Origin of the sequence: Actinomadura xylanilytica, assembly GCF_030283145.1 — a bacterium.
Taxonomy (GTDB): Bacteria; Actinomycetota; Actinomycetes; order Streptosporangiales; family Streptosporangiaceae; genus Spirillospora; species Spirillospora xylanilytica.
This window is the reverse complement of sequence record NZ_JASNWE010000004.1, coordinates 449,894-472,966: the sequence shown is the minus strand read 5'-3', so window position 1 is coordinate 472,966 and position 23,073 is coordinate 449,894. Positions and strand designations below refer to the sequence as shown.

Sequence of the window (23,073 nt, the reverse complement as noted above, 5' to 3'; positions counted from 1 at the left end):
GTCCCGCGCCGGCTCGTTCTGCGCCGATCCGTCCCGCGTCAGTCCATCACGGGCGCGACCGCGCGGACGGTGTCGATGGTGTCGGCCTCGGCGGCCGTCTTGTCGGGGCGGTAGCGCAGCACGCGGGCGAAGCGCAGCGCGATGCCGCCGGGGTAGCGGGTGCTGTGCTGGACGCCGTCGAACGCGATCTCGACGACGAGCTCGGGCCGCACGTGGACGGTCCAGTCGTCCTCGCGGACGGCGAGCTCGCGCAGCCGCTCGGTCTGCCAGGCCAGCAGCGCGTCGGTGAGCCCCTTGAACGTCTTGCCGAGCATCACGAACCCGCCGGTCGCGGGGTCGCGGGCGCCCAGGTGCAGGTTGGACAGCAGCCCCTCGCGGCGGCCGTGCCCCCACTCGGCGGCGAGCACCACCAGATCGAGGGTGTGCCGGGGCTTGACCTTGATCCAGCCGGCGCCGCGCCGTCCGGCGGTGTAGGGGGAGCGGAGCGACTTGACCAGCACGCCCTCGTGGCCCCGCTCGATCGCGTCGGCGAAGAATCCGGCGGCCCGCTCGGCGCCCGCGGTGACGATCCGCGGCATCCGCAGCCGCTCGGGGACGGCCCGGGCCAGCGCCGCATGCCGTTCGGCGCCGGGCGCGTCGAGCAGGTCGGTGCCGTCGAGGTGCAGGACGTCGAACAGGAACACCGCCAGCGGCACCGCCCGCGCGCCCCCGGCGCCGCCCGCCGCGCTCCCCTTGCCCGCCGCGCCCTCTTCGGCGCGCGTGCCGGTGCGGGTCGCGGTGCGGGCCGAGGTCACCTGGAACGGCTGCGGGCGGCCGTCCGGACGGAGCGCGATCAGCTCGCCGTCGAAGACCGCGTCGCGGACCGGCAGCCCGCGCAGCACCTCGACCACCTCGGGCAGCCGGCCGGTGATGTCGTCGAGCGTGCGGGTGAAGATCTGGACCGTGCCCTCACCGGGACCGCCCTCACCCCGCCGGACATGGATCTGCGCGCGGACGCCGTCGAGCTTCCACTCGACCGCGACCTCGCCCCCGTCCTCGCCCCCGTCTCCGTCGCCGAGCTTGGCGAACGCCTCGCCGACCGATGGCGCGGAGGCGGCGAGCATCGGCTTGACCGGGCGGCCCACCTCGAGGGTGAACGCGTCGAGGGCCGCGGCGCCGCCGGCGAGCGCGGCGGTGGCGACCGGGCCGAGGGCGCCGCGCAGCATCGCCGCACGGCGCACCCGCGCGGCGGGAACCGCGGCGGCCGACGCGATCGCCTCGGCCATCACGCCGTCGAGCGCGCCCTGGCGCAGTTCGCCGGAGAGCAGGCGGACCAGGAACCCCTGCTCGGCGCGGGTCGCCCGGCCGAACAGGGCGGACACCAGCTCGCGCCGCCGCGCGACCGCGCCCTTGCCGGCGACGGCGCCGATTGCGGTGAACGCGGCGTCGACCTCCGGTACCGTCAGGGACGGCTCGGCAGCGGGCGGTGGTGCGTCGCGCAGCGCCGCGTACCCGACGCCGATCTGGCGCTGCGGCAGCTCGCCGGACAGGTAGGCGACCACGATGGCGGCCTCCGCGGGATCGGCGGCGCGCAGGCACGCGGCCAGCGCCTGCACCTTGGCCTTGCGGCCGGAGGTGCCGGCCGTGGCCTGTGAGGTCCGGGCGATCTCGGCGAGCAGCACCTTCCCATTGTGGCCAGGGGGTCCGACATCCGGCTCGGCCGGGGGCCTGGTCAGCCGGCGCCGGGCTGATTACCTTTCGAGGGTGGGGACCGGTCCAGCCAGCGCGCGGAGTGAGGAGCCGGGGAGTGGGCCTTTCGCGGCAGGAGGAGTCGTTCCAGCGACCCTACTCGGCCCCGGAGCCGCCGAAGCGGGCCCGGCGGCCGAAGCTGCTGGCGCTGCTGATCGCGCTGGTGTCGTTCGTGGCCGCCGCGGTGGCGGTGTTCGTGCTGGCCCCGGGCGGTGGGGAGCGGCAGGTGGCGCGTCCGCCGGAGCCGTCCGCGGGCGGGTCCGGGCCGGGCCCGTCCGGCGGCGGGCCGGCCCCGTCGCCCGCGCCGTCGTCCTCCTCGGCGTCGCCGTCCCGGACGGCGGCCCCTCCAGAACAGGCGGCGCCGCTCTACAAGGTGCTTCCGAAGCCGTGCGGCATGGTGCGGAAGGGCACCGTCGAGCGGCTCGTGCCGAAGGCGCAGCAGCAGGCGAGCGGCGACTCGACCTACGGCACGTGCACCTACACCTCCGCCTCCTCCAGCGACGGATTCCGATCCCAGTGGCTGCGGGTGGAGGGGCGCCTGTACAAGGCGGGCGGCGCGGGCGCGCCGGAGCGGGCCGCGGGGGACGATGTCGCCGCCCATTGGAAGGCCGCGCACGACGCCACCCTGGAGCGCACGGTGCGGCTGGAGCGCCGGTCCGGGATCGGCGACGAGGCGTACGCGTGGTTCAAGGTCGACCGCGGGCAGCCGACGGCCGTCGGGCAGATCACCGCGCGTGTCGGCAATGTGGTGATAACGGTAAGTTACAGCGAGCAGGTGACCGGCAAGGCGAAGGCCGAAGACCGCGAACGGACCTGCCTGGGCAACGCGACCGGTGCCGCCAGAGAAGTGCTGGCCGCGCTTGCTTAACACATTTCTGACCTGAATCGGCCGATCATGGCATATGCGTTGTCAATAGCTCCTAAGGTGTTTCTGTAAAGGGGAGGGAGGCGCCGGTCGGGTACCCGTGCGAAGGCGGGGGATCGGCGCCAGGTAAGCCTGGGGAGGAGGAGGTCGACGAAGTGAGCGCACCACCGGTTGGCGTGTCCTGGGTCTAGCGGATCCAGGTGAGCAATGAGGTTGGCGTCGACGGGCCGCGGAGCGAACATCGCTCCGCGGCCCTTGCGGTGGTAAAAGCGGCCCCGACCGAACGGCGATTGCGCGACGCGGCGGTAAATGACCGATCGTGCCATCGATTAATGTGACGTTCGGCCGACAATGAATGGAACCGGTTGCAGTTTCATTCGAGTAGCCCGGCGCGCGCCCACACGTCCCTGGCCCGGCCGTCCAGGAACCCGATCTCGTCGAAGAACCCGGTGCACTTGCGGAACGCCCACGCCATCGTGGCCCGGCGGTGCGGGCTGCGCGCGGCCACCCGGCGGGCCAGCCCCGGATCGAGCCCGACGGCGGTGTAGCAGGACGGGTGGACGACCTGCGCGACCGTCATCCGGGTCATCCGCGCCAGCGCGTACCCGGCCATCCGCCGCCGCATCGGCGGCGCCTCCGCGACCAGCCGCTTGAGCTCCTCGCGCGCGTACCGGATGTGCCGGGCCTCCTCGATCACGTGGATCCGGGTGACCTGGCGGATCATCGGCTGGATCGTCTCGTCCGGGAAGGTCAGCCGCTGGAAGGCGTCGGTGAACTCCTCCACCGCCAGCGTCCCGCCGAACATCGGCATCGGGTCGTACACCATGCCGGTCAGCTTGGCGGCCTGGTACTCCAGGGCGCGCGGCCGGTGCGTGCGCAGCCCGCACGTCCGCACCATCCGCCCGAACATCCGGGAGTGCCGGCACTCGTCGGCGATCTCGGTCAGCGCGTACCCGACGTGGTCGCTGTCGTAGCGGTGCCGGTAGACGTGCGTGAGCAGGGCCTTCATGAGCAGCATCTCCGACCAGATGCCGAACGAGGCGATGCTGCACATCTCGCGCTTGCTGAGCTCGACCCGCCGCCGGTGGGAGAGCCCGTCCCACAGTGGGGTCTCGTAGATCGACACCAGTCGCGGCGGGAGGTAGAAGCGGTCGGGGTCCTGCGCGGCGTCCCAGCCGACGTCGGTGTCGGGGTCGAAGGAGTGCCGGCGCGAGCTGCGGAGCAGCCGCTCGGCGACCACCTCGCGGTCGGTCAGCTCCAGTGTGTGGTTCCCGTCCCGGCACCTGATCTCGGCGGTGCGGGTCGCGGGCCTGCGGTGGTCGCTGGACGGGGCGGGGGCGGTCATGGTCCGACTCCTCTCGCCGGCGGGGCGCACGGATATGCTGCGAGCTCCGGGCCGATCTGAAACAGAAGATACATTCTCTGTAAGTTTGTATCTAGGTGTGGCCGGGGCATTCCGGGGGAGACCCACATCACATTCGGGAGAGGGGTGCGGGCGTGGTCCTGGACCTGCTGCGCAAGGCGCTCGAAGGCGAGCCGCCGACCGGTGACGGGCCCGGCGGGCATGACGAGACCGCGCGGCGCATCCTGGACGCGGCGCTCGCCCAGTTCCAGGACTTCGGGCTGCGGCGCTCGACGGTCGAGGACGTGGCCCGCCGCGGCGGGCTGTCCCGGATCACTATCTACCGGCGCTTCCCGAAGAAGGAGCACCTGGTCGCCGCGGTGCTGCTGCGCGAGCTGCGCCGGTTCCAGGCCGAGCAGGACGCGGCCATCGCCGCGCGGGCGGACGTCGAAGACCAGATCGTCGAATCGGTGTCGTTCTCGCTGAGCTGGCTGCGCGGCCACGTGCTGCTCAACCGGCTGCTCCAGACCGAGCCCGAGGCGATCGTCCCCTACCTCACCGTCCAGGGCGGCCCGGTGGTGGAGGCCGCCCGCGACCACGGTGCCGCGCTGATCCGGCGCGCCATGTTCGGCGACGCGGAGATCACCCCGGAGGCCGCCCGGGACATCGCGATGATCGCCGAGCTGGGCGCCCGCGTCACGCTGTCGTTCGTGCTGACCCGGCAGAGCGTCGTCCCGCTGGAGACGCTGGAGGACGCGCGCCGCTACGCCCGCGAGTACGTGGTGCCGATGTACCGCGGGCTCGCCAGGAAGCACGGCGTCCGGCTGCCCCGCCCCGAACACGGCTGACCGGCGGCGCCGCGACGGGGCCGGGGCCGGGGCCGCCCGCCGGGCTCAGCCCTGCGGGGCGGGGACGCGGGCCAGCAGCCGGAGCGAGGCGGGCGAGACGCGCGACAGCGCGCGCAGCACGTGCCCCTCGAAGTTGACCGGGACGAGCGGCTTGTTCTTGATGATGGCCTGGACGATCCGCTCGGCCACCTTCTCCGGCGGGTAGCCGCGCATCCGCAGCGCCTTCTCGCCGCGCTTGCGCAGGGCGCCGGCGCCGGCGGAGTCGAGGCCCGCGAAGGTCGCGTTGCGGGCGATGCCGGTGCTGGTGAACCCGGGGCACACCGCGGTGACGCCGATCCGCGAGCCGGCCAGTTCCGCGCGCATGCACTCGCTCAGCATCAGCACCGCGGCCTTGGTCGTGCAGTACGCGGGCAGCGCCCGGGACGGCGCGTACGCGGCGGCGGAGGCGATGTTGACGATGTGGCCGCCGTAGTTGGGCTTCTCCGGCTTGTTGGGCAGCGCGTTCACCCGCTCGGCCATCTGCTTGCCGAACAGCCGCGACCCGTGCACGACGCCCCACAGGTTGACGCCGAGGATGCGGTCCCACTCGGCGGTGCCGGTGTCGAGGAACGAGCCGGTGACGGCGATGCCCGCGTTGTTGACGACGATGTCGGGGACCCGGTGGGCCTCCCGCACCTCCGCCGCGAACGCCTCCATCGCGGCGGCGTCGGAGACGTCCACCCGGTGGGCGGCGCCGCCCGTGCCGAGCGTCTTGGCCAGCGTGACGGTGCGTTCCGCGGCGGCCAGGTCGACGTCCGCGGCGATCACGGTGGCGCCGCGTTCGGCCAGCGCCAGCGCGGTGGCCCGGCCGATACCGGCGCCGGCTCCGGTGACGACGGCGAGCGCGCCGTCGAAGTGCGCGAGTGGCATGGACACCTCCGAGGGGGTGGGGAGATCCAACCGTACTCAGGAACCGGCCTCCGCGGCGGCGATGACCGCGTCCACCTCGGCCCTGCGGGCCGCTTCCTCGGCGGCGAACCGCTCGGAGTCGAGCCGTTCGGCGATCTCCTCGTCCGCGCCCATCAGCGCGTCGAGGTCGGCCTTGGAGGCCTCCAGCACGCCCATCTCCTCGAACGTGGCCCGGATGCGCGGGCTCCACAGCCCGATGTCGCGGACGCACGGGACGATCCGGCTGAACAGCAGGCTCTGGAACATCCGCGTGTACGGGGAGTCCGCCACCAGCGCGTCGACCTCGGCCGGCGGGATCCCGAAGTTCGTCCAGACCTCCCGGCCGCGGATGCGGTCGCGCATCAGGTGGCAGCCGTCGATGACGAACTCCTCGCGCTCCTTCAGCTCCGGCGCGGTCAGCTCCCGGTAGTGGTCGCGCAGCGCCATCCGGCCGAACGCGACGTGCCGCGCCTCGTCCTGCATCACGTAGGCGAGGATCTGCTTCGGCAGCGGCCGGGCGGCGATGTCGCGGATGACGCCGAAGGCGGCCAGCGCGAGGCCCTCGATCAGCACCTGCATGCCGAGGTAGGGCATGTCCCAGCGGGAGTCGTCCAGCGTCTCGGCGAGCAGGTCCTGGAGCTTGGTGTTGATCGGGTAGACCAGCCCGACCTTGTCCTGGAGGAACCGGCTGAAGATCTCGACGTGCCGGGCCTCGTCCATGGCCTGGGTGGCCGAGTAGAGCTTGGCGTCCAGGTCCGGCACCGATTCCACGATCCGGGCCGCGGTGATCAGCGCGCCCTGCTCGCCGTGCATGAACTGGGAGAACTGCCAGGACGAGGAGTGCAGCCGCAGCTCGCCGCGCTCCCGGTCGCTCATCGCGTCCCAGTACCGGGTGCCGTAGATGGCCAGCGACTGGTCCGGGACGCCGAGCACGTCGTGCGGGTCGACCTCCAGGTCCCAGTCGATCCGCTTGACCGAGTCCCACTGCTTGTCCTTGCCCTTCTGGTAGAGGGCCAGCAGCCGGTCGCGCCCGTCGCCGTACTCCCAGGTGAAGCGGGCGTCGCCGGCCAGCGGGACGTTCCAGGTGGACGTGTCGACGGGGGCGGTGTAGAGGTCATGGGTCGACATGGGCGCTCCTCTCGGAGGGCACTGACGTACGTACGATGTACGTCATGCGTACGATGTACGTACGGTGTCACCGCCACCTGCCGATGTCAACGGTGGCCGGTGCCGGGTGGCCGGCGCCGACGGGGGAAGGACGGGCGATGACGAGGACCGCGGACTCCGGGCGGGCCGGGCGGCGTCCCGCGCTGACCCGCGCGCGCATCGTGCACGCCGCGATCGGGCTGATCGAGCGGGAGGGCGCCGACGCGCTCTCGATGCGCCGGGTCGCGGGCGAGCTCGGCGTCGCGGTGATGTCGCTCTACAACCACGTGCCCAACAAGGACGCGCTCCTCCAGGGCGTGGCCGAGCACATCGTGGCCGGGATGGACCTCGACTGCAGCCCGGACGAGCCGTGGACCGGACGCGCCCGCGCGCTCGTCCGCGCGTTCCGCAAGGTCGCGCACGACCACCCGCGCTGCATGAACGTCGTCTTCACCCACCGGATCGGCACTTCGGCCGGGCTGCGCCCCGCCGAGCGCGCGCTCGCGCTGGCCGAGTCGGCCGGGTTCGACGGCGAGACCTCGGTGCGCATCATGCGCGCGCTGCTGGCGTACGCGCTCGGCGCGCAGCTACGCGAGATCGGTGCCGTGCGCAAGTTCGACCGCCTGCCGGGCGACGGCGCCGAGGAGTTCGCCCGGCTCGACCCGGACGAGTTCCCGCACGTGATCGCGCTCGCCCCGCAGCTCGCCCGGCACGACCCCGAGACCGACTTCGAGTTCGGCCTTGACCTGCTCGTCAACGCCCTGGAGAGCCTGCCGCGGTCCCGGTGAGCGGTGAGCGGCCCTACCCCGCGGTGCGGGCGTCGAGGTAGGGGCTGAGGCCGCGCAGGCAGAAGTCGGTCATGTAGCGGGCGGCGTCCTCGACCGAGACCTCGGGCCGGCGGGTCCGCCACAGCGACAGGCGCTCGCAGCCGCCGACGATGATCTCGGTGAAGGCGTCGACGGCGTCCGCGGGCGCGGCCGGCGCGAACGCGGCCAGCACCCCGGCGATCAGCGTGCTCTGCTGCCGCCGGGTCGCCTCCATCGCGTCGGCGGTCTCGGGGGGCGTCGCCATCAGCTCGTCGCGGAGCATGACGAACGACCGTCCGTGCGCGTCGATGAAGGCGAAGTAGGCGACCATCCCGCGCCACAGGACGTCCTCGGGCGCGGTCGCGCCGGCCATCGCCTTCTGGGTGGCCTCGTACAGCTCGGCTTTGGACCGGGTCATGCAGGCCAGCAGCAGCCCGTCCTTGGAGCCGAAGTGGTCGTAGAGCATCGGCTTGGACACGCCGCAGCGGTCGGCGATCTCGTCCATCGAGGTGCCCCGGTAGCCGTGCTCGCCGAAGACCTCCTCGGCCACGTCCAACATCTGGCGCTCGCGCTCGGCGCGGGACATCCGGCGGCGGCGCGGCGCGGGCGGGGCGCCCGGAGGACCCGGTGTGGCGCTACTCACAGGAGAACCCTAACTGTTGGACCTATCGTCAGTAAGCTACTCCTAGTAACTTACCGAGAGTAGGTTACCTGAGAGGAACAGGTCATGGTCGAGTGGGACAGCAGCGGGCGCGCTCCGGCGATCGTCATCATCGGCTCCGGCTTCGCCGGGCTGGGGATGGCCATCCGGCTGCGCAGATCCGGCTTTCGCGACTTCGTGATCCTCGAGAAGAGCCGGGCGCTCGGCGGCACGTGGCACGACAACACCTACCCCGGATGCGCCTGCGACGTCCCGTCGCACATGTACTCCTTCTCCTTCGAGCTCAACACCGGCTGGACCCGGATGTTCGCCCCGCAGCCGGAGATTCGCTCCTACCTGGAGCGCACCGCCGACAAGTACGGCGTCCGCGACCACATCCGCTTCGGCTGCGCCGTCGACGCGATGGAGTACGACGACGACGCCCGGCGCTGGAACGTCACGCTCGCGGACGGCACCGTGCTGACGCCCAAGGCGATCGTCTCCGGGGTCGGCGCGCTGCACGTCCCCGCGTACCCGAACCTGCCCGGCATCGAGCGGTTCCGGGGCACCGCGTTCCACTCCGCCGAGTGGGACCACTCCTACGACCTGGCCGGCAAGCGCGTCGCGGTCATCGGCACCGGCGCGTCCGCGATCCAGTTCGTCCCGCAGATCGCCGAGCGGACCGCGGACCTGGTGCTGTTCCAGCGCACCCCGCCGTGGATCCAGCCCAAGCCGGACCGGCCGATCCCGGCTCCCGTCCGCGCCGCGCTGGGCAGGGTCCCCGGCGCCGCCCGCGCGTTCCGGCACGGCATCTACTGGACGCTGGAGGCCCGCGCGGTCGGCTTCACCATCGACCCGCGGCTGTCGGGCCCGATGGAGCGGCTCGCGCGCTGGCACCTCCAGCGGCAGATCCCCGACCCCGGGCTGCGCGCCAAGGTGACGCCCGACTACACCATCGGCTGCAAGCGCGTCCTGCTGTCCAACGACTACTACCCGGCGCTGACCCGGCCGGACGTGCACGTCGAGACCGCCGCGATCGCCGAGGTCCGCGAGCACTCCGTCGTCACCGCCGACGGCCGCGAGCACGAGGTCGACTGCATCATCTACGGCACCGGCTTCAAGGTGACCGACGCCCTCGCCGAGATGCGCGTCGTCGGCCGCGGCGGAGTGAAGATCCAGGACGCCTGGGCGGACGGTATCGAGGCGCACCGCGGCACTACCGTCCCCGGCTTCCCCAACCTGTTCTTCCTGCTGGGCCCGAACACCGGCCTCGGCCACAACTCGGTCGTCTTCATGGTCGAGGTGCAGATCCAGCACGTGCTGAGCTGCCTGCGCCTGCTCCAGGAGCGCGGCGCCGACGCCATCGAGCCGAGGCCCGAGGCGTCCCGCCGCTTCAACGACCGCTTGCAGCGCCGCCTGCGCCGCGCCGTCTGGAACGAGGGCGGCTGCCAGAGCTGGTATCTCGACGCCGGCGGCGTCAACCGCACGCTGTGGCCGGGGCACACCTTCGAGTTCTGGGCCGGCTCCCGCAAGGCCAGGGAAGAGGAGTTCATCCTCACCCCCTGATCCGCCGGGACGGCCGGGCGGACGTGGTCGGCCGACCGCCGGTCAGGCAGCCGGGTAGCGTTCTTCTTTGACCGACGAGATCCTTCTGGACACCCGCGCCCGCGTGGCGGGGCCCGGTGGGCCGTGGGACACCATGGAAGGAGACCGATGCACCTGCGCGATGTCGGACCAGGAGATGCCGACGCCTACGTCAGGATGCGCTGCGACCCGGTCATGATGGCCGAGCTCGGCGGCCCGCACTCCCGAGAGAGTGTCGAGGAGAAGGTCCGCCGCGACGTCCGGGACGCGGCGTCGGACGTCTCCTGGATCAAAATGATCGTCCCCGACGGCGCCGGGCCCGGTGTCGTGGCCGGAACCGTGCTCCTGTGGGCGCACGAGATGGACGGTGAACCGCTGTCCGAGATCGGCTGGATGGTGCTGCCGGAGTTCCAGGGACAGGGGGTGGGCAAACAGGCCGTCCGGACACTGCTCCGCGAGGCCGCCGAAGACGGCCGCTGGGGCCTGGTCCACGCGTTCCCGGCAACGACGAACGCCCCGTCCAACGGCATCTGCCGCTCGCTCGGGTTCAGTCTTGTCGGGGAACGGGACGTCCCCTTCGCCGGCCAGGTCCTGCACAGCAATCACTGGACCATCGACCCTGCCACCGATCTGGTCTGACTGCCTCCGGGCCGGGGGCCGTCAGGCGCTGGCCGCGTAGAGGACGTCGCGCAGGCCGGGTAGGGCTTCTCTGTCTGCGCGCCAGACCAGCCGCAGGCTGAGGTCGGGGATGGGGAGCCCGAGCCGGACCAGCTCGCCGGAGGCCAGCTCGGCGGTGACGGCGAACTCGGGGAGCAGGGAGATGCCGAGCCCCTGCCGGGCCCAGGCGCGCATGACGTCGACCCCGCCGGCGCGGACCCGCTCCAGGCCGGGCCCGAGGATCTGGTCGGCCGCCATCCAGAACGAGCACGCGGGCACGTTGACCAGCAGCCGCTCGCCCTCGAGGTCGTCCACCCGCAGGCCGGGCCTGCCGCCGAGCGGGTGGCCGGGGGCCGCGACGAGGGCCAGCGGCACGGGGGCGATGTCGAGGAAGGCCAGCGGCGGGGGAGGGGCGAAGCCCAGCTCGCCGAGGACGTCGCCGGTGTCCAGCAGTAGCGCGGCCTCCAGCCGTCCGGCGGCCACGTCGCCGAGCAGGCCGTCGCGGTTGCGCTCGGCCCGGACCTGGACGGCCACGTCGGGACGGCGCTCGGACAGCCTGGCCAGCACCGTGGGCACGTAGGTCGCGGCGATCGTCTCCAGCGCGCCCAGGCGCAGCGTCCGCCGCTGCCCGGTCACCTCGCGGCGGGCCTGCTCGGCCTGGTCCAGCAGCCGGTGCGCCCAGGCCAGCATGCGCTCGCCCGCCCCGGTGAGCCGCATGCCCCGCGGACCGCGCTCGAACAGCGCCACGGTCAGGGACTTCTCCAGGGTCCGGATCTGCTCCGACACCGAGGACGGCGCCATCCCCAGGGCGTGCGCGGCGTCGGTGACCGTCCCGTGCCGCACCACCGCCTCGAAGGTCCGCAACTGCCGCAGCTCCACGCCGCACTCCTCTCGCCGAACGGAGAACCGCCGGGTGCGTTCGGAAATTCCGAACGGAGCGTGCGGCCGGGCCGGTGGAGCCGGGACGCCCGGGAGCAGAGGGTGTGACCACCCATTCACCGCCTGCTCGGGAGAACGCATGACCGCACCCCCCATCCCCGTCCTCGGGCGCCGCGCCGCCGGAGGACGGACGGCCCCGCTGCTGGGGATCTCCCTCGGCTACTTCATGGTGCTGCTGGACATGACCGTCCTCTCGGTGGCCGAGCCCGACCTCGCCGCCTCGCTGAAGACCTCCGTCGCCGGCCTGCAATGGGCCACCACCGGGTACACCGTGACCTTCGGCGCGCTGCTGCTGTCGGCCGGCGCGGTCGCCGACCGGTACGGCGCCCACCGGATCTTCCGGATCGGCGTCGCCGTGTTCGGCGCCGGCTCGCTGCTCAGCGCCGCCGCCCCGACGCTGTGGGCCCTGGTGCTCCTGCGCGCGCTGCTCGGCGTCGCGGCGGCGGCCTGCGTGCCCGCCTCGATGGCGATCATCGCCCGGCTGTACCCCGAACCGGCGCCGCGCGCGCGGGCCGTGTCCGCTTGGGCCGCCGTCAGCGGCGCCGCGATGGCCGTCGGCCCGATCGCCGGCGGCCTCCTGGTGGACGCGGCAGGCTGGCGGTCGATCTTCCTCGTCAACGTCCCCATCGCCGTGGTCGCGCTGGCCCTGACCGCCGGACGCGCGGTGCGGTGCCCGCTCAGCGACCGCAGGATCGACTGGACGGCCCAGCTCGCCGCCTGCGCCGTCCTGGCCCTGCTGACCGATGCGCTCATCGCCGCCGGTTCCCGCGCTCCGGCGCACGCCGCCTCGTCCACCGCCGCCATGCTGGCCATCGTCGCCGTGTTCGTGGCGCTGGAACGCCGCAGCGACGCCCCGGTGCTGAACCGCGGCCTGCTCAGGACCGCGCAGGTGCGGGCGGGCCTCGTCGCCGGGGCCGCGGTCAACTTCGCCCTCAGCGGCGGGCTGTTCGTCCTGCCGCTACTCCTTCAGCGCGAGCACCACCTCAGCCCGGTCGCCACGGGGCTGGCGTTCCTGCCGCTCACGGTCCCGTTCGCCCTCAACCCGCTCATCACCGGACGCATCGTCGCCCGGGTCGGGCCCCGCCCGCCCATCCTGGCCGGGCTCGTCCTGCTCACCGCGGGCGGGGCGATCCTCAGCCGCGCCGCGCTGCCGGGGACCGGCCGCCTCTGGCTCGAACCCGGCCTGCTGCTCTGCGGGTTCGGCGTCTCCTTCGCGCTGCCGGCGCTGGTCGGCGCGATCATCAGCGCGGCCCCCGAGGGGACGGCGGGCGCGGTCGGCGGACTCCTGAACGCGGTCCGCCAGACCGGCGCCACCCTCGGCGTCACCGCCATGGGCGCCTTCGTCACCGCACAGACCGCGAACGGAACGTCCGGCGCCCTGCTCCTGTCCGCGCTCGTCTGCGCCGCCGCCGCGCTCCTGTTCGCCCGCGGAGCGCGGCGCTCCCGCCCCGCCGCCCGAGGGGCGGATCGCGACCGCGCCTAGGGTCTGTTTCAAACTGCCTCAGCCGTCGCGCGAGCGCGCTACCTGGCCGGTGAGGCGAAGCCGGAGGCGAGCCGAACCGGCCGGATCGCGAAGCGATGCCGCGCTCGCCCAAGCACGGTCGGCGTCCGAGCCGCCAGGCGAGGACACCGGGCCGGGCGTTTGGAAACACAGCCGCCAGGCGAGGACGCCGGGCCGGGCTTGTATTAACACAGTCAGGAGCGCTTGGGCTCCAGGTGCAGCGCGGTGATGCCGCAGGCGAAGGGGTGGGCGGTGACGAGCTGGAACCGCTGGTGGACGTCGGGGTGGCCGAACACGGGCATCCCGGCGCCGATCGCGGTGGGGTTGACGAACAGGTGGAGCTCGTCGAGCAGGCCCCTGGCGATCAGGTCGGACACCAGCGTGCCGCCGCCGTAGGTGATGATGTCCCCGCCCGGCCGGGCCTTGAGCTCGTTGATGGTCTCGGTCAGGTCGCCGCCGGCGACGACGGCGTTGTCCCAGGGCGACTCGGTGAGGGAGTCGGAGATGACCACCTTAGGGGTGTTGTTCATCTTGTCGATGCCCGCCTGCGACTCGCCCTCGGGCCCGGCCGCCCAGGTCGGGATGAAGCCCTCGGCGAGCCGGCGGCCCAGCACGATGCAGTCGACCGGCGCGGTGAACGCGTCGATGTAGGCGCTGATGTCGTCGGTCCACGGGAACGTCAGCCAGTCCATCTCGCCGTTCGGGCCCGCCATGTAGCCGTCGACGCTGACCTGGACCTGAAGCTTGAACTTGCGCATGATTTCTCCTCGCCGGGTCATGGTGCGGCGGATCTGCCGCTCATCTGTCCCCAGCATGCGGAAGCCCGCTTACGGATCACCTACGTTCCCCTTTCGGCCCGCGGAGCCACGTCCGCCCGTGTTCGGGCGCGGGAAGGGCGGTCCGCGTGTTAGGGAGGGGGATGAGCCGAACGCCGCTGCCGAAGTCGCTCGCCCGTTTCAACCGGGTCGTCACGAACCGGATCCAAGGGGTCTGGGCGCCCTTCGCGCCGCCCTTGGCGGTGATCGTCCATAGGGGGCGCAGGACGGGGCGCGAGTACCGGACGCCGGTTCTGGCGTTCCGGGACGGGCGGCGGCTCTACGTGGCGCTGCCGTACGGGTCCGACACCGACTGGGTGCGGAATCTGCTGGCCGAGGAGCGCGGCGGGGTGGAGCGGCTCGGACGGGCCGGCAGGCTCACGGAACCCCGCGTGGTGACGGAGGGCACCGATGCGTCCGGTGCCGGGCTGCCCGGCCTCGCGCGCCGGATCGTCCGCCATATGGACGTGCTGGTCGCCGACATCGAAGAGGTACCGAGGGGCACGGCGAGGATGCCGGGCCGGGCGAACACAGGTTAGGGATACGGCGCGAACATCGGGCGGATGCCGTCGATGATCTGCCGGATGACCGGGCGCTGCGCGGCGGGTGCCCGGCCGCGCAGGTCCAGGACCGGGTCGAGGCCGTCGTAGTAGGGCGCGAGCGCGAGGAACGGCAGCGTCATCAGCATCAGTGTGGCGAGGATGTCGAGATCGGCGTCCGCGCGGATGTCGCCGCGTTCCTGCCACAGTTTCAGCGACGGGTGCAGGACCTGGAGGTAGTGCTGGTTGGCGGTGTCGCGCACGACCGAGCGGACGCTGTTGTCGAGCTCGAAGTTGGTGGCGGCGGTGACGGCGCGCTCGAGCGGGTGCGCGTCCATGTACTCGCTCCAGTCGCACAGCACGTCGAAGAGCCAGCCGTCGAAGGGCTGGTCGACGGCGATCCGGGCGATGCGGCGTTCCATCTCCTCGCGGATGCGGCGGGACGCCTCGTCGCAGACGAAGGCGAAGAACTCCAGCTTGTCGCTGAAGTACTGGAACAGCGAGCCCTTGGCGATGCCGGCCTCGCGGGCGATGGTGTTCAGGCTGCCGGTCGAATACCCGTGTTCTCCGAACTCGCGCATCGCCACCTGGAGCACCCGCTCGCGCTTGGCGACATTGAGCCGGAACCACGTGGACGTTGGCATGGACCCCTTCGACTTTCCGGTCAGGAATCGATAATCCGGAGGTCAGGATAACGGCCCGTGCCGTGCCGTGGTGTGATTGTTCGGCTTTGCGGGGCGCCCGCGGGTCAGCCGCCGGGGGTGCCCCGGCGGCCCAGGTGGCGGCGTCGTCGCAGGCCGGCGGCCCGCAGCGTGACGTCCAGCGAGAACCGGGTGTCGGGGTCGTCGAGCCCGTCGCCGAGGTAGCCCTCCAGTTGGCGGAGGCGGTAGCGGACGGTCTGCGGGTGCACCTTGAGGCGTTCGCCGATCTCGACGGCGGTGGACCGCGTGGTGACGGTCTCGGCGAGGGTCTCGATCAGCCGCCGGCGGTGGCCGTCGGACATGTCGCGCAGGGGGTCGAGGTGCCGCCGGGTGAGCTCCTCGATGAGGGCCGGGTCGGACAGCAGCCACATGGTCATCAGGTGGTCCTGGCAGGGGATCAGCGACCCGTCCCGGATGATGCCCTCTTCGGCGAGGTCGAGCACGCGGCGGGCCCAGCGCAGGGAGTGGGTGGCCTTCTCCAGCGGGAGAGTGAGGCCGAGGACGCTGCTGGCGTCGGAGAGGGCGGCGCGGAGCATGCTCGCGCGGGCGGCGGTCATCGGTCCGGGGACGAGCAGGCAGGGGCCGCCGGAGTCGAGGTCGCACAGCACGTCGGAGTCGAGGGCGGCGCGGGTGCAGTGCGCCTCGGGGTGGACGGCGACCAGGGTGGCCTCGGCCGGCAGCGGCCACCAGCAGGCGGTCCTGGCCAGCTCCTCGATGGCCTCGGGGACGACGGCGGGCTGCTGGAGGATCAGGTGCAGTAACTGCCGGCGCTCCTCGCGGCGGCGCAGGTCGGCGTGGCCGGTGGCCTGCTGGTGGCCGAGCCGGGTCTGCGCGACGGCCTCGTCCAGGTAGACCAGCATGGCCTCGACGGTGGTGGAGACCACCGAGGTGGGCACCGACTCGCGCTCGGCGGTGATCACCGTCCGCCGCCAGGCGATGTGGAAGGCGATCCGGAACGCGGCCTGGAGGTGGTCCAGGCTGCGGCCCTCGACCGCCTCGAAGTGCCCGAGGGCGCGGCAGGTCTCGTCCCGCCGGGTGGGCGCGGCGCCGGGGTCGGTGAGCGCCTCCAGGAAGCCGGTGAACAGCATCTCGGCGCTGAGCCGCAGCACCTGGTCGTAGGCGGAGTCCTCGGGCCGGTTGTACTCGGGGATCACCCGGCGGATCTGGGTGATGACCTCGTGGGTCACCTCGGCGAGCTGGGCCCGGAGCAGGCCGGCGAACCGGGCGGGGTCCATCTGGCTCCGGTCGGGTTCGAACAACTCCAGTGCCTGCGACATGGGAATCGGACACCTCCGCGTCGGGCCGGCTGACATCGGCGTCGCGGGGCAGGTTCGGCCCGGCCCACGGGGACCGGGTCGGCGACGCCGATGGGGGGTGTGCCGAGCGGGGGAGCTCACACCCATTGGCGGTATCGGGAACACCGCGAACATAAAGTCGCCGGTGGACGGTGGCAAGTCCGGACCGCCGGATCCGGTCGATGGTGATCTTCGTTTGCTCGTGTTGTGACAAAACCGCGGCCGGGGTGTTGGCGAGGTGACAAAGCCGGCGGGACGCGGTGCGGCGCCGGGCGTCCGGCACCGCCAAGCTACCGGCCGGTAATCACTTGGGCCGGTTCGGCGAAGATCAAACACTAAGCCGGTGACAATTCAGCGGGCCATTTCCCGAATTGCGGCCAGATTCTCGCGGAGCCCTATTGAGTTGCGGGGCTACTCGCCCGTAACGTCCTCGCGTACAGCCCGGCGGGACAGGGCGGTCACCGCCCGGCGAGCCGTTCGCCGGCTCGCGGTACACGGGTCATGCGATTCCCGACCGTTGGCCGAATCAAGGGGATATCGCGAGTGGTGGTGTTCGTTGGGAATTGAAGTCGTGGTCGAAGGACTGACAAAAGCCTTCGGCCCGCAGACCATTTGGCGCGATGTCACCCTCACGCTGCCGCCCGGCGAGGTGAGCGTGCTGCTCGGCCCGTCCGGCACCGGCAAGACGGTCTTCCTGAAGTCGCTGATCGGCCTGCTCAAGCCCGAGACGGGCCGGGTCATGATCGACGGCGTCGACATGGTGAACGACCCCGACCGCAAGGTCTACGAGGCGCGCAAGAAGTTCGGCCTGATGTTCCAGGACGGCGCGCTGTTCGGATCGATGAACCTGTTCGACAACATCGCCTTCCCGCTCCGCGAGCACACCCGCAAGAAGGAGCCGGAGATCCGCCGCATCGTGATGGAGCGGATGGAGATGGTCGGCCTCGGCGGCGCCGAGCGCAAGCTGCCCGGCCAGATCTCCGGCGGCATGCGCAAGCGGGCCGGGCTGGCCCGCGCGCTGGTGCTCGACCCGAAGATCATCCTGTGCGACGAGCCGGACTCCGGGCTGGACCCCGTCCGCACCGCCTACCTGTCCCAGCTCCTCATCGACGTGAACGCGCGGATCGACGCGACCATGCTGATCGTCACGCACAACATCGAGATCGCCGCGACCGTCCCCGACAACATCGGCATGCTGTTCCGCCGCGACCTGGTCGCCTTCGGCCCGCGCGAGCTGCTGCTCACCAGCGAGGAGCCGGTCGTCGCGCAGTTCCTGCACGGCAACCGGCACGGCCCGATCGGGATGTCGGAGGAGAAGGACGCCGCCACCCTCGCCGCCGAGGCGGAGGCCGAGGCGCGCGACCGCACCCGCAAGCGCGGGTTCGAGATCCCGCCGCAGCTCCGCCCGACCGAGGGGATGCCGGTCCGGCAGGCCGAGCAGCGGCACGCCGCGCGCGTCGACCAGCTCATGCCGCGGCTGCCGTACGCCGCGCAGCAGGCCATCCTCGCCCACCGCAACCACCCAATGGGAGGCGGCGCCGATGGCCGTTCCTAGTGCCGTGCCCGCCGGTCCCGTGATGGAGGTGGACGGCCATGGCCGCCCCTGAGGCCGCGGCGCCGGGCGCCGGGGCGCTGCGCCAGGTCGGACGGCTGTTCGTGCTCGCCGCGACCGTGGTGGCGATGACGTTCCGCCGGCCCTTCCAGGTCCGCGAGCTGATCCAGCAGTTCTGGTTCATCGCCTCCGTCGCGATCCTGCCGACCGCGCTGGTGTCGATCCCGTTCGGCGCGGTGATCGCGTTGCAGGTCGGGTCGCTCGCCAAGCAGCTCGGCGCGCAGTCGCTCACCGGCGGCGCGAGCGTGCTGGCCGTCGTCCAGCAGGCCAGCCCGCTGATCGTGGCGCTGCTGATCTCCGGCGCGGCGGGCTCGGCGATCTGCGCCGACCTCGGCTCGCGGACGATCCGCGAGGAGATGGACGCGATGGAGGTGATGGGCGTCTCGCCCATCCAGCGCCTGGTCGTCCCGCGGGTGCTGGCCTGCATCGCGGTCGCGGTGCTGCTGAACGGTCTGGTGTCGGTCGTCGGCGTCGCCGGCGGCTACTTCTTCAACGTGCTGATGCAGGACGGCACGCCGGGCGCCTACCTGGCCTCGTTCTCGGCGCTCGCGCAGCTTCCCGACCTGTACGTCGGCGAGCTCAAGGCGCTGCTGTTCGGATTCATCGCCGGGGTCGTGGCCGCCTACCGGGGACTGAACCCGAGCCCTGGCCCGAAGGGGGTCGGCGACGCGGTCAACCAGTCGGTCGTCGTCACCTTCCTGCTGCTGTTCTTCGTCAACCTCGTGCTCACGGTGGTCTACCTCAAGGTCGTCCCGGCGAAGGGAGCGTGAGGCGTCCGATGGCTCTTCCCGGTGCACGCCGGTTCCGGCCGGTGAAGCTGGTGTCGTGGCTGGACCAGCCCGGCGACCAGCTCGGCTTCTACGTACGGGCGCTGCTGTGGACGCCGCGGGCGGTCCGCCGCTACCTGAAGGAGTCGCTGCGGCTGCTGGGCGAGGTCGCGTTCGGCAGCGGCGCCCTCGCGGTCATCGGCGGCACGGTCGGCGTGATGTTCGGCATGACGCTGTTCACCGGCGTCGTCGTCGGCCTCCAGGGGTACGCGGCGCTCGACCAGATCGGGTCGGCCGCGTTCACCGGGTTCGTCTCGGCCTACTTCAACACCCGGGAGATCGCGCCGCTGGTGTCGGGGCTGGCGCTGTCGGCGACGGTCGGCGCCGGGTTCACCGCGCAGCTCGGCGCGATGCGGATCAACGAGGAGATCGACGCGCTGGAGGGGATGGGCATCCCGTCCATGCCCTACCTGGTGACCACCCGCATCATCGCGGGCACGGTGGCGATCGTCCCGCTGTACGGGATCGGGCTGCTCAGCTCCTACCTGGCGTCCAGGCAGGTGACGCTCTGGCTCAACGGGCAGTCGGGCGGCACCTACGACCACTACTTCAACATCTTCCTGGCCCCGCAGGACGTGGTGCTGTCGTTCGCCAAGGTGCTGATCTTCAGCGTGATGGTGATCCTGGCGCACTGCTACTACGGCTACCGCGCGGTGGGCGGCCCCGCGGGCGTCGGGATCGCCGTCGGCCGCGCGGTGCGGACCGCGATCGTGCTGATCAGCGTGACGGACTTCTTCGTCAGCCTGGCGATCTGGGGCGCGACCACGACGGTGAAGGTGACGGGCTGATGGCGCGGCGGAGCAAGGCGAGCGTGGCCGGGCAGCGGCTCACCGGGGTGGCGTTCCTGCTGGTCCCGGCGCTGCTGATCTGGCTGTCCATCGCGATCTACGACAAGCAGTTCACCGCCGCGACGATGGTGACGCTGCGCACCGGCACGGCCGGGCACGAGATGCACCCGCAGGCGGACGTGAAGGTCCGCGGCGTGGTGGTCGGCGAGGTCCGCTCGATCAGCGCGGACGGCGCGGGCGCGAAGCTGACGCTGGCGCTGAAGCCGGACCTGGCCGAGCTCGTCCCGTCGGACGTGAACGCGCAGCTCCTCCCGACGACGGTGTTCGGCGCCCGGTTCGTCTCGCTCGTCCCGCCGCAGGGGCAGGCCGGGAAGCCGATCGCGGACGGCGACGTGATCTCCGAGGACCGCAGCAGCAACGCGGTGGAGCTGTCGGAGGTCCTCAACCACACGATGGACCTGCTCAACACCATCCAGCCCGCCAAGCTGGCAGCGACGCTGAACGCGATGTCGACCGCGCTCCAGGGGCGCGGCGACCAGCTCGGCGCCAACTTCGTCCAGCTCGACGCCTACCTGCGCAAGCTGAACCCCGAGCTGCCGGCGCTCGCCGGCAACCTGTCGGAGCTGGCCGAGTTCTCCCAGCACGCGAGCGACTCGGCGCCGGACCTGCTGGACGCGCTGACCGACTTCACCGTCACCAGCCGCACCGTCGCCGAGCAGCGGGTGCACCTCGCCGAGCTGTACGCGGCGATGTCGGTGACGGCGGTGGACCTGACCGACTTCATGCGGGTCAACTCCGGCAACATCATCGAGCTGGCCGCCAAGGGCCGGGGCAGCCTGGAGCTCGGCCGCCGGTACGCGCCGGCCGCCCCGTGTACGTTCCGGACGCTCGCCGACTTCGTGCCGATGATGGACCGGGTGCTCGGCAAGGGCACCAAGGAGCACGGCCCGCACGTCAACATCTCCTCGGTGCAGCACAAGGGCCGCTACCTGCCCGGCAAGGACAGCCCCCGGTACGGCGCGGGCGGCGGGCCGCACTGCCCGAGCGTCCCGTACCTGCCCGGCGAGGGGAGGTCGCCGCGGGTGGTCCCGGCCGGCGGCGTCCCCGCGCAGGGCGGCCTCCCGGCGGGCGCCCCGGCGGGCGGCAAGGCCGGCGGGACGGCCGGCGTCACGGGCAGCGGCCTCGGCCCGGCCAACTCGGCTTCGGAGAACGACATGGTGAACGAGCTGGTCGGGCCGTCGCTCGACGAGGTGCCCGACGCGCTGCCGGACTGGTCCAGTGTGCTGGTCGGCCCGATCTTCCGGGGCACGGAGGTGACGGTCAAGTGAAGCTCACCGGACAGGGCCTGAAGGGCCTCGGCGTGCCGCTGGTCAGCTCGCTGATCTTCATCCTGGTGACGGTGCTGGCCACCGCGCTGCTGGCGGCCAGCATCACCAGCACCACCAGCGGCGACCGGGTCTCCTACCGGGCCAAGTTCACCGACGTCGCCGGGCTGCACCCGGGCGACGGGGTGCGCATCGCGGGCGTCAAGGTCGGCCAGGTCGAGACGATCAAGGTGACGGACCGGCGGCTCGCGCTGGTGCGGTTCTCCGTCGACCGCGACCGGGCGGTCCCGACGTCGGCGACCGCCGCGGTCAGGTACCTCAACCTCGTCGGCGGCCGGTACATCGCGCTCGGGCAGGGCACGGGCGCGCCCGGCCGGACGCTGCCGCACGGCGGGACGATCCCGGCCCGGCAGACCACCGGGCCGCTCAACCTGACCCAGCTCTTCCAGGGGTTCCAGCCGCTGATGCAGGCGCTGTCGCCGGGCGACGCCAACCGGCTCTCGGAGTCGATCGTCAAGGTGCTCCAGGGCGAGAGCGGCACGATCGAGAGCCTGCTGCGCACCGTCGGCGAGCTGACCTCCACGCTGGCCGCCAAGGACCAGGTGATCGGGCAGGTGATCACCAACCTGAACTCGGTCGTGCAGACCGTCAACTCCCGGGACCGGCAGCTCGTCGACCTGGTCACCACGCTGCGCCGGTTCACCTCCGGCCTCGCCGCCGACCGGGTCCCGATCGGCGAGGCGGTCGGCGCGATCGGCGAGCTCGGCACCGCCACCGCGGACCTGCTCCAGGTCGGCCGCAAACCGCTGAAGGACGGCATCGTCCAGCTCGGCCGGCTCTCCGACAACCTCAACCGGGACGAGCCGGTGGTCGACCGGTTCCTGACCCGGCTGCCCACCAAGCTCGAAACGTTCGGCCGGATCGGCTCCTACGGGTCGTGGCTGAACTTCTACCAGTGCGAGGTCACGTTGATCGGCGTCACCTATGCCGGCTCGGACATCTCGAACCAGCCGCCGCCGACCGGCATCCCCATCACGGCCGACAGGTGCAAGGGATGACGCCGCCGACGCCCCCCGGCCCGCCCGCGGTCCCGCCCTCCGGCCCGCCGCCGGGGTCCTCGGCGCCCGCGCCGCCGCCGAAGCCGAAGGCACGGCGGGGACGGCCGCGGCTGAAGCCGCTGCGGGAGCGCAACCCGATCCCGATCGCGCTGCTCGGCGTCGCGGTGCTGGTCCTTGGCCTGCTGGTCGCGCTCCGCGCCGACGAGCTGCCGATCATCGGCGGCGGGACGACGTACCAGGCGTACTTCTCCGAGGCCGCCGGGCTGAAGGGCGGGCAGGAGGTCCGGGTCGCCGGGGTGAAGGTCGGCAAGGTCACCGGCGTCGAGCTGGCCGGGAACAAGGTGCGGGTGTCCTTCCGGGTGCGCCGCACCTGGGTCGGCGACGCCAGCCGCGCCACCATCATGATCAAGACGCTGCTCGGGTCGAAGTACCTCGCGCTCGACCCGCTCGGCGCGCGCGAGCAGGACCCCGGCACCGTGATCCCGCTGGACCGGACGGTCTCGCCGTACGACGTGACCACGGCGTTCCAGGACCTCGGCCGCACCTTCCAGCAGGTCGACACCGGCAAGCTCGCCGCCAGCCTCCAGACGATCTCGGCCTCGTTCGAGCACACCCCGGCGAGCGTCCGGCTCGCGCTGGACGGGCTGTCGTCGCTGTCGCACACGATCGCGTCCAGGGACGCCGAGCTGGCCCAGCTCCTGGCCGGCACCAAGCGGCTCTCGGGCACGCTCGCCGACCAGAACGAGCAGTTCGAGGTGCTGTTCAAGGACGGCAACCTGCTGCTCGGCGAGCTGCGGCGGCGCCGCGAGGCGATCCACACGCTGCTGGTCGGCACCGAGCGGCTCGCCAGGGAGCTGGTCGGCCTGGTGCGGGACCTCCAGCCGCGGCTCCAGCCGACGCTGGACTCGCTGAGCAAGGTGACCGCGGTGCTCCAGCGCAACCAGAAGAGCCTCGACAAGGCGCTCTCGCTGGCCGGCCCGTACATCCGGATGACCGGGAACGCGGTCGGCAGTGGCCGCTGGGTGGACGGCTACCTGTGCGGAACCGTCCCGCTGGAGTACCTGGAGGGCGGCTCCTGGAAGCCGTCCGGGCCCGCCTGCGAGCCGCCGCATCTGACCGGAGGGCGCTGA

Annotated in this window: 22 protein-coding genes; 13 read left to right on the top strand and 9 right to left on the bottom strand. The window is 72.3% G+C overall.

The window, feature by feature from the left end:
• Nucleotides 1–38: 38 nt before the first annotated feature.
• Complete coding sequence (locus tag QP090_RS25920; protein WP_285942012.1) at nt 39–1,661, bottom strand: ATP-dependent DNA ligase; 1,623 nt, start codon at nt 1,659–1,661, stop codon at nt 39–41.
• Between the two features lie 125 nt (nt 1,662–1,786).
• On the opposite strand from QP090_RS25920, the gene QP090_RS25915 reads away from it, so the two are divergent.
• On the top strand, nt 1,787–2,596 hold the full coding sequence (locus tag QP090_RS25915; RefSeq protein WP_285942011.1) for a hypothetical protein: 810 nt from the start codon (nt 1,787–1,789) through the stop codon (nt 2,594–2,596).
• Nucleotides 2,597–2,966: 370 nt separating this feature from the next.
• Here QP090_RS25915 and QP090_RS25910 read toward each other — a convergent pair whose 3' ends face one another.
• The gene (locus QP090_RS25910) at nt 2,967–3,938 is read right to left on the bottom strand and encodes an AurF N-oxygenase family protein (RefSeq protein ID WP_285942010.1); all 972 of its coding nucleotides are present in this window, start codon (nt 3,936–3,938) and stop codon (nt 2,967–2,969) included.
• A 152-nt stretch (nt 3,939–4,090) separates the two neighbouring features.
• Here QP090_RS25910 and QP090_RS25905 point away from each other — a divergent pair, with 152 nt between their 5' ends.
• Entirely contained in the window at nt 4,091–4,783 is a 693-nt protein-coding gene (locus QP090_RS25905; protein ID WP_285942009.1) for a TetR/AcrR family transcriptional regulator, read from the top strand.
• Between the two features lie 45 nt (nt 4,784–4,828).
• Here QP090_RS25905 and QP090_RS25900 read toward each other — a convergent pair whose 3' ends face one another.
• A complete protein-coding gene (locus QP090_RS25900; protein WP_285942008.1) occupies nt 4,829–5,692 on the bottom strand; it encodes an SDR family NAD(P)-dependent oxidoreductase in 864 nt (287 codons plus the stop codon).
• Nucleotides 5,693–5,728: 36 nt separating this feature from the next.
• On the bottom strand, nt 5,729–6,838 hold the full coding sequence (locus QP090_RS25895; RefSeq protein WP_285942007.1) for a ferritin-like domain-containing protein: 1,110 nt from the start codon (nt 6,836–6,838) through the stop codon (nt 5,729–5,731).
• A 137-nt stretch (nt 6,839–6,975) separates the two neighbouring features.
• Between QP090_RS25895 and QP090_RS25890 the strand changes: the two genes are divergently transcribed.
• Nucleotides 6,976–7,644, top strand: coding sequence for a TetR/AcrR family transcriptional regulator (locus tag QP090_RS25890; RefSeq protein ID WP_285942006.1), 669 nt, complete (start codon nt 6,976–6,978; stop codon nt 7,642–7,644).
• Between the two features lie 13 nt (nt 7,645–7,657).
• On the opposite strand, the gene QP090_RS25885 is transcribed toward QP090_RS25890, so the two are convergent.
• On the bottom strand, nt 7,658–8,305 hold the full coding sequence (locus tag QP090_RS25885; RefSeq protein WP_285942005.1) for a TetR/AcrR family transcriptional regulator: 648 nt from the start codon (nt 8,303–8,305) through the stop codon (nt 7,658–7,660).
• 84 nt (nt 8,306–8,389) lie between these two features.
• On the opposite strand from QP090_RS25885, the gene QP090_RS25880 reads away from it, so the two are divergent.
• Nucleotides 8,390–9,868, top strand: coding sequence for a flavin-containing monooxygenase (locus QP090_RS25880; protein WP_285942004.1), 1,479 nt, complete (start codon nt 8,390–8,392; stop codon nt 9,866–9,868).
• A 147-nt stretch (nt 9,869–10,015) separates the two neighbouring features.
• A complete protein-coding gene (locus QP090_RS25875; RefSeq protein WP_285942003.1) occupies nt 10,016–10,525 on the top strand; it encodes a GNAT family N-acetyltransferase in 510 nt (169 codons plus the stop codon).
• A gap of 21 nt (nt 10,526–10,546) precedes the next feature.
• Here QP090_RS25875 and QP090_RS25870 read toward each other — a convergent pair whose 3' ends face one another.
• Nucleotides 10,547–11,422 (bottom strand): LysR family transcriptional regulator, encoded by an 876-nt coding sequence (locus QP090_RS25870; RefSeq protein ID WP_285942002.1) that lies wholly within the window; start codon nt 11,420–11,422, stop codon nt 10,547–10,549.
• Between the two features lie 139 nt (nt 11,423–11,561).
• Here QP090_RS25870 and QP090_RS25865 point away from each other — a divergent pair, with 139 nt between their 5' ends.
• Nucleotides 11,562–12,965, top strand: coding sequence for an MFS transporter (locus QP090_RS25865; protein WP_285942001.1), 1,404 nt, complete (start codon nt 11,562–11,564; stop codon nt 12,963–12,965).
• A gap of 212 nt (nt 12,966–13,177) precedes the next feature.
• Here the strand turns inward: QP090_RS25865 and QP090_RS25860 are convergent, their stop codons facing one another.
• Nucleotides 13,178–13,741, bottom strand: coding sequence for a dihydrofolate reductase family protein (locus tag QP090_RS25860; protein ID WP_285942000.1), 564 nt, complete (start codon nt 13,739–13,741; stop codon nt 13,178–13,180).
• 161 nt (nt 13,742–13,902) lie between these two features.
• On the opposite strand from QP090_RS25860, the gene QP090_RS25855 reads away from it, so the two are divergent.
• Complete coding sequence (locus QP090_RS25855; RefSeq protein ID WP_285941999.1) at nt 13,903–14,337, top strand: nitroreductase family deazaflavin-dependent oxidoreductase; 435 nt, start codon at nt 13,903–13,905, stop codon at nt 14,335–14,337.
• Here QP090_RS25855 and QP090_RS25850 read toward each other — a convergent pair.
• Complete coding sequence (locus tag QP090_RS25850) at nt 14,334–14,981, bottom strand: TetR/AcrR family transcriptional regulator (protein ID WP_285941998.1); 648 nt, start codon at nt 14,979–14,981, stop codon at nt 14,334–14,336. The two genes, QP090_RS25855 and QP090_RS25850, sit on opposite strands and share 4 nt — an antisense overlap.
• 104 nt (nt 14,982–15,085) lie before the next feature.
• Nucleotides 15,086–16,315, bottom strand: coding sequence for a PucR-like N-terminal domain-containing protein (locus QP090_RS25845; RefSeq protein ID WP_285941997.1), 1,230 nt, complete (start codon nt 16,313–16,315; stop codon nt 15,086–15,088).
• 574 nt (nt 16,316–16,889) lie between these two features.
• Between QP090_RS25845 and QP090_RS25840 the strand changes: the two genes are divergently transcribed.
• Genes QP090_RS25840 through QP090_RS25815 form a run of 6 tightly spaced genes read left to right on the top strand, consistent with a single transcriptional unit; the run spans nt 16,890 to nt 23,073 of the window.
• Nucleotides 16,890–17,888 carry an ABC transporter ATP-binding protein gene (locus tag QP090_RS25840; RefSeq protein ID WP_285941996.1) on the top strand — a complete coding sequence of 333 codons (999 nt, stop codon included), beginning with the start codon at nt 16,890–16,892 and terminating at the stop codon, nt 17,886–17,888.
• Between the two features lie 38 nt (nt 17,889–17,926).
• Nucleotides 17,927–18,715 carry an MlaE family ABC transporter permease gene (locus tag QP090_RS25835; protein ID WP_285941995.1) on the top strand — a complete coding sequence of 263 codons (789 nt, stop codon included), beginning with the start codon at nt 17,927–17,929 and terminating at the stop codon, nt 18,713–18,715.
• A gap of 8 nt (nt 18,716–18,723) precedes the next feature.
• Nucleotides 18,724–19,560, top strand: a complete 837-nt coding sequence (locus QP090_RS25830) for an MlaE family ABC transporter permease (RefSeq protein WP_285941994.1) — start codon at nt 18,724–18,726, stop codon at nt 19,558–19,560.
• Nucleotides 19,560–20,888 carry an MCE family protein gene (locus QP090_RS25825; RefSeq protein ID WP_285941993.1) on the top strand — a complete coding sequence of 443 codons (1,329 nt, stop codon included), beginning with the start codon at nt 19,560–19,562 and terminating at the stop codon, nt 20,886–20,888. The genes QP090_RS25830 and QP090_RS25825 overlap by 1 nt, the downstream gene beginning before the upstream one ends.
• A complete protein-coding gene (locus QP090_RS25820; RefSeq protein WP_285941992.1) occupies nt 20,885–21,943 on the top strand; it encodes an MCE family protein in 1,059 nt (352 codons plus the stop codon). Before QP090_RS25825 ends, QP090_RS25820 begins: the two co-directional genes overlap by 4 nt.
• Entirely contained in the window at nt 21,940–23,073 is a 1,134-nt protein-coding gene (locus QP090_RS25815) for an MCE family protein (RefSeq protein WP_285941991.1), read from the top strand. The genes QP090_RS25820 and QP090_RS25815 overlap by 4 nt, the downstream gene beginning before the upstream one ends.

Coding starts and splice junctions, on each gene's coding strand:
- QP090_RS25910 (WP_285942010.1), bottom strand. CDS start 3,938: ATGACCGCCCCCGCCCCGTCCAGCGACCACCGCAGGCCCGCGACCCGC.
- QP090_RS25830 (WP_285941994.1), top strand. CDS start 18,724: ATGGCTCTTCCCGGTGCACGCCGGTTCCGGCCGGTGAAGCTGGTGTCG.
- QP090_RS25850 (WP_285941998.1), bottom strand. CDS start 14,981: ATGCCAACGTCCACGTGGTTCCGGCTCAATGTCGCCAAGCGCGAGCGG.
- QP090_RS25890 (WP_285942006.1), top strand. CDS start 6,976: ATGACGAGGACCGCGGACTCCGGGCGGGCCGGGCGGCGTCCCGCGCTG.
- QP090_RS25895 (WP_285942007.1), bottom strand. CDS start 6,838: ATGTCGACCCATGACCTCTACACCGCCCCCGTCGACACGTCCACCTGG.
- QP090_RS25825 (WP_285941993.1), top strand. CDS start 19,560: ATGGCGCGGCGGAGCAAGGCGAGCGTGGCCGGGCAGCGGCTCACCGGG.
- QP090_RS25865 (WP_285942001.1), top strand. CDS start 11,562: ATGACCGCACCCCCCATCCCCGTCCTCGGGCGCCGCGCCGCCGGAGGA.
- QP090_RS25875 (WP_285942003.1), top strand. CDS start 10,016: ATGCACCTGCGCGATGTCGGACCAGGAGATGCCGACGCCTACGTCAGG.
- QP090_RS25900 (WP_285942008.1), bottom strand. CDS start 5,692: ATGCCACTCGCGCACTTCGACGGCGCGCTCGCCGTCGTCACCGGAGCC.
- QP090_RS25860 (WP_285942000.1), bottom strand. CDS start 13,741: ATGCGCAAGTTCAAGCTTCAGGTCCAGGTCAGCGTCGACGGCTACATG.
- QP090_RS25845 (WP_285941997.1), bottom strand. CDS start 16,315: ATGTCGCAGGCACTGGAGTTGTTCGAACCCGACCGGAGCCAGATGGAC.
- QP090_RS25835 (WP_285941995.1), top strand. CDS start 17,927: ATGGCCGCCCCTGAGGCCGCGGCGCCGGGCGCCGGGGCGCTGCGCCAG.
- QP090_RS25880 (WP_285942004.1), top strand. CDS start 8,390: ATGGTCGAGTGGGACAGCAGCGGGCGCGCTCCGGCGATCGTCATCATC.
- QP090_RS25855 (WP_285941999.1), top strand. CDS start 13,903: ATGAGCCGAACGCCGCTGCCGAAGTCGCTCGCCCGTTTCAACCGGGTC.
- QP090_RS25815 (WP_285941991.1), top strand. CDS start 21,940: ATGACGCCGCCGACGCCCCCCGGCCCGCCCGCGGTCCCGCCCTCCGGC.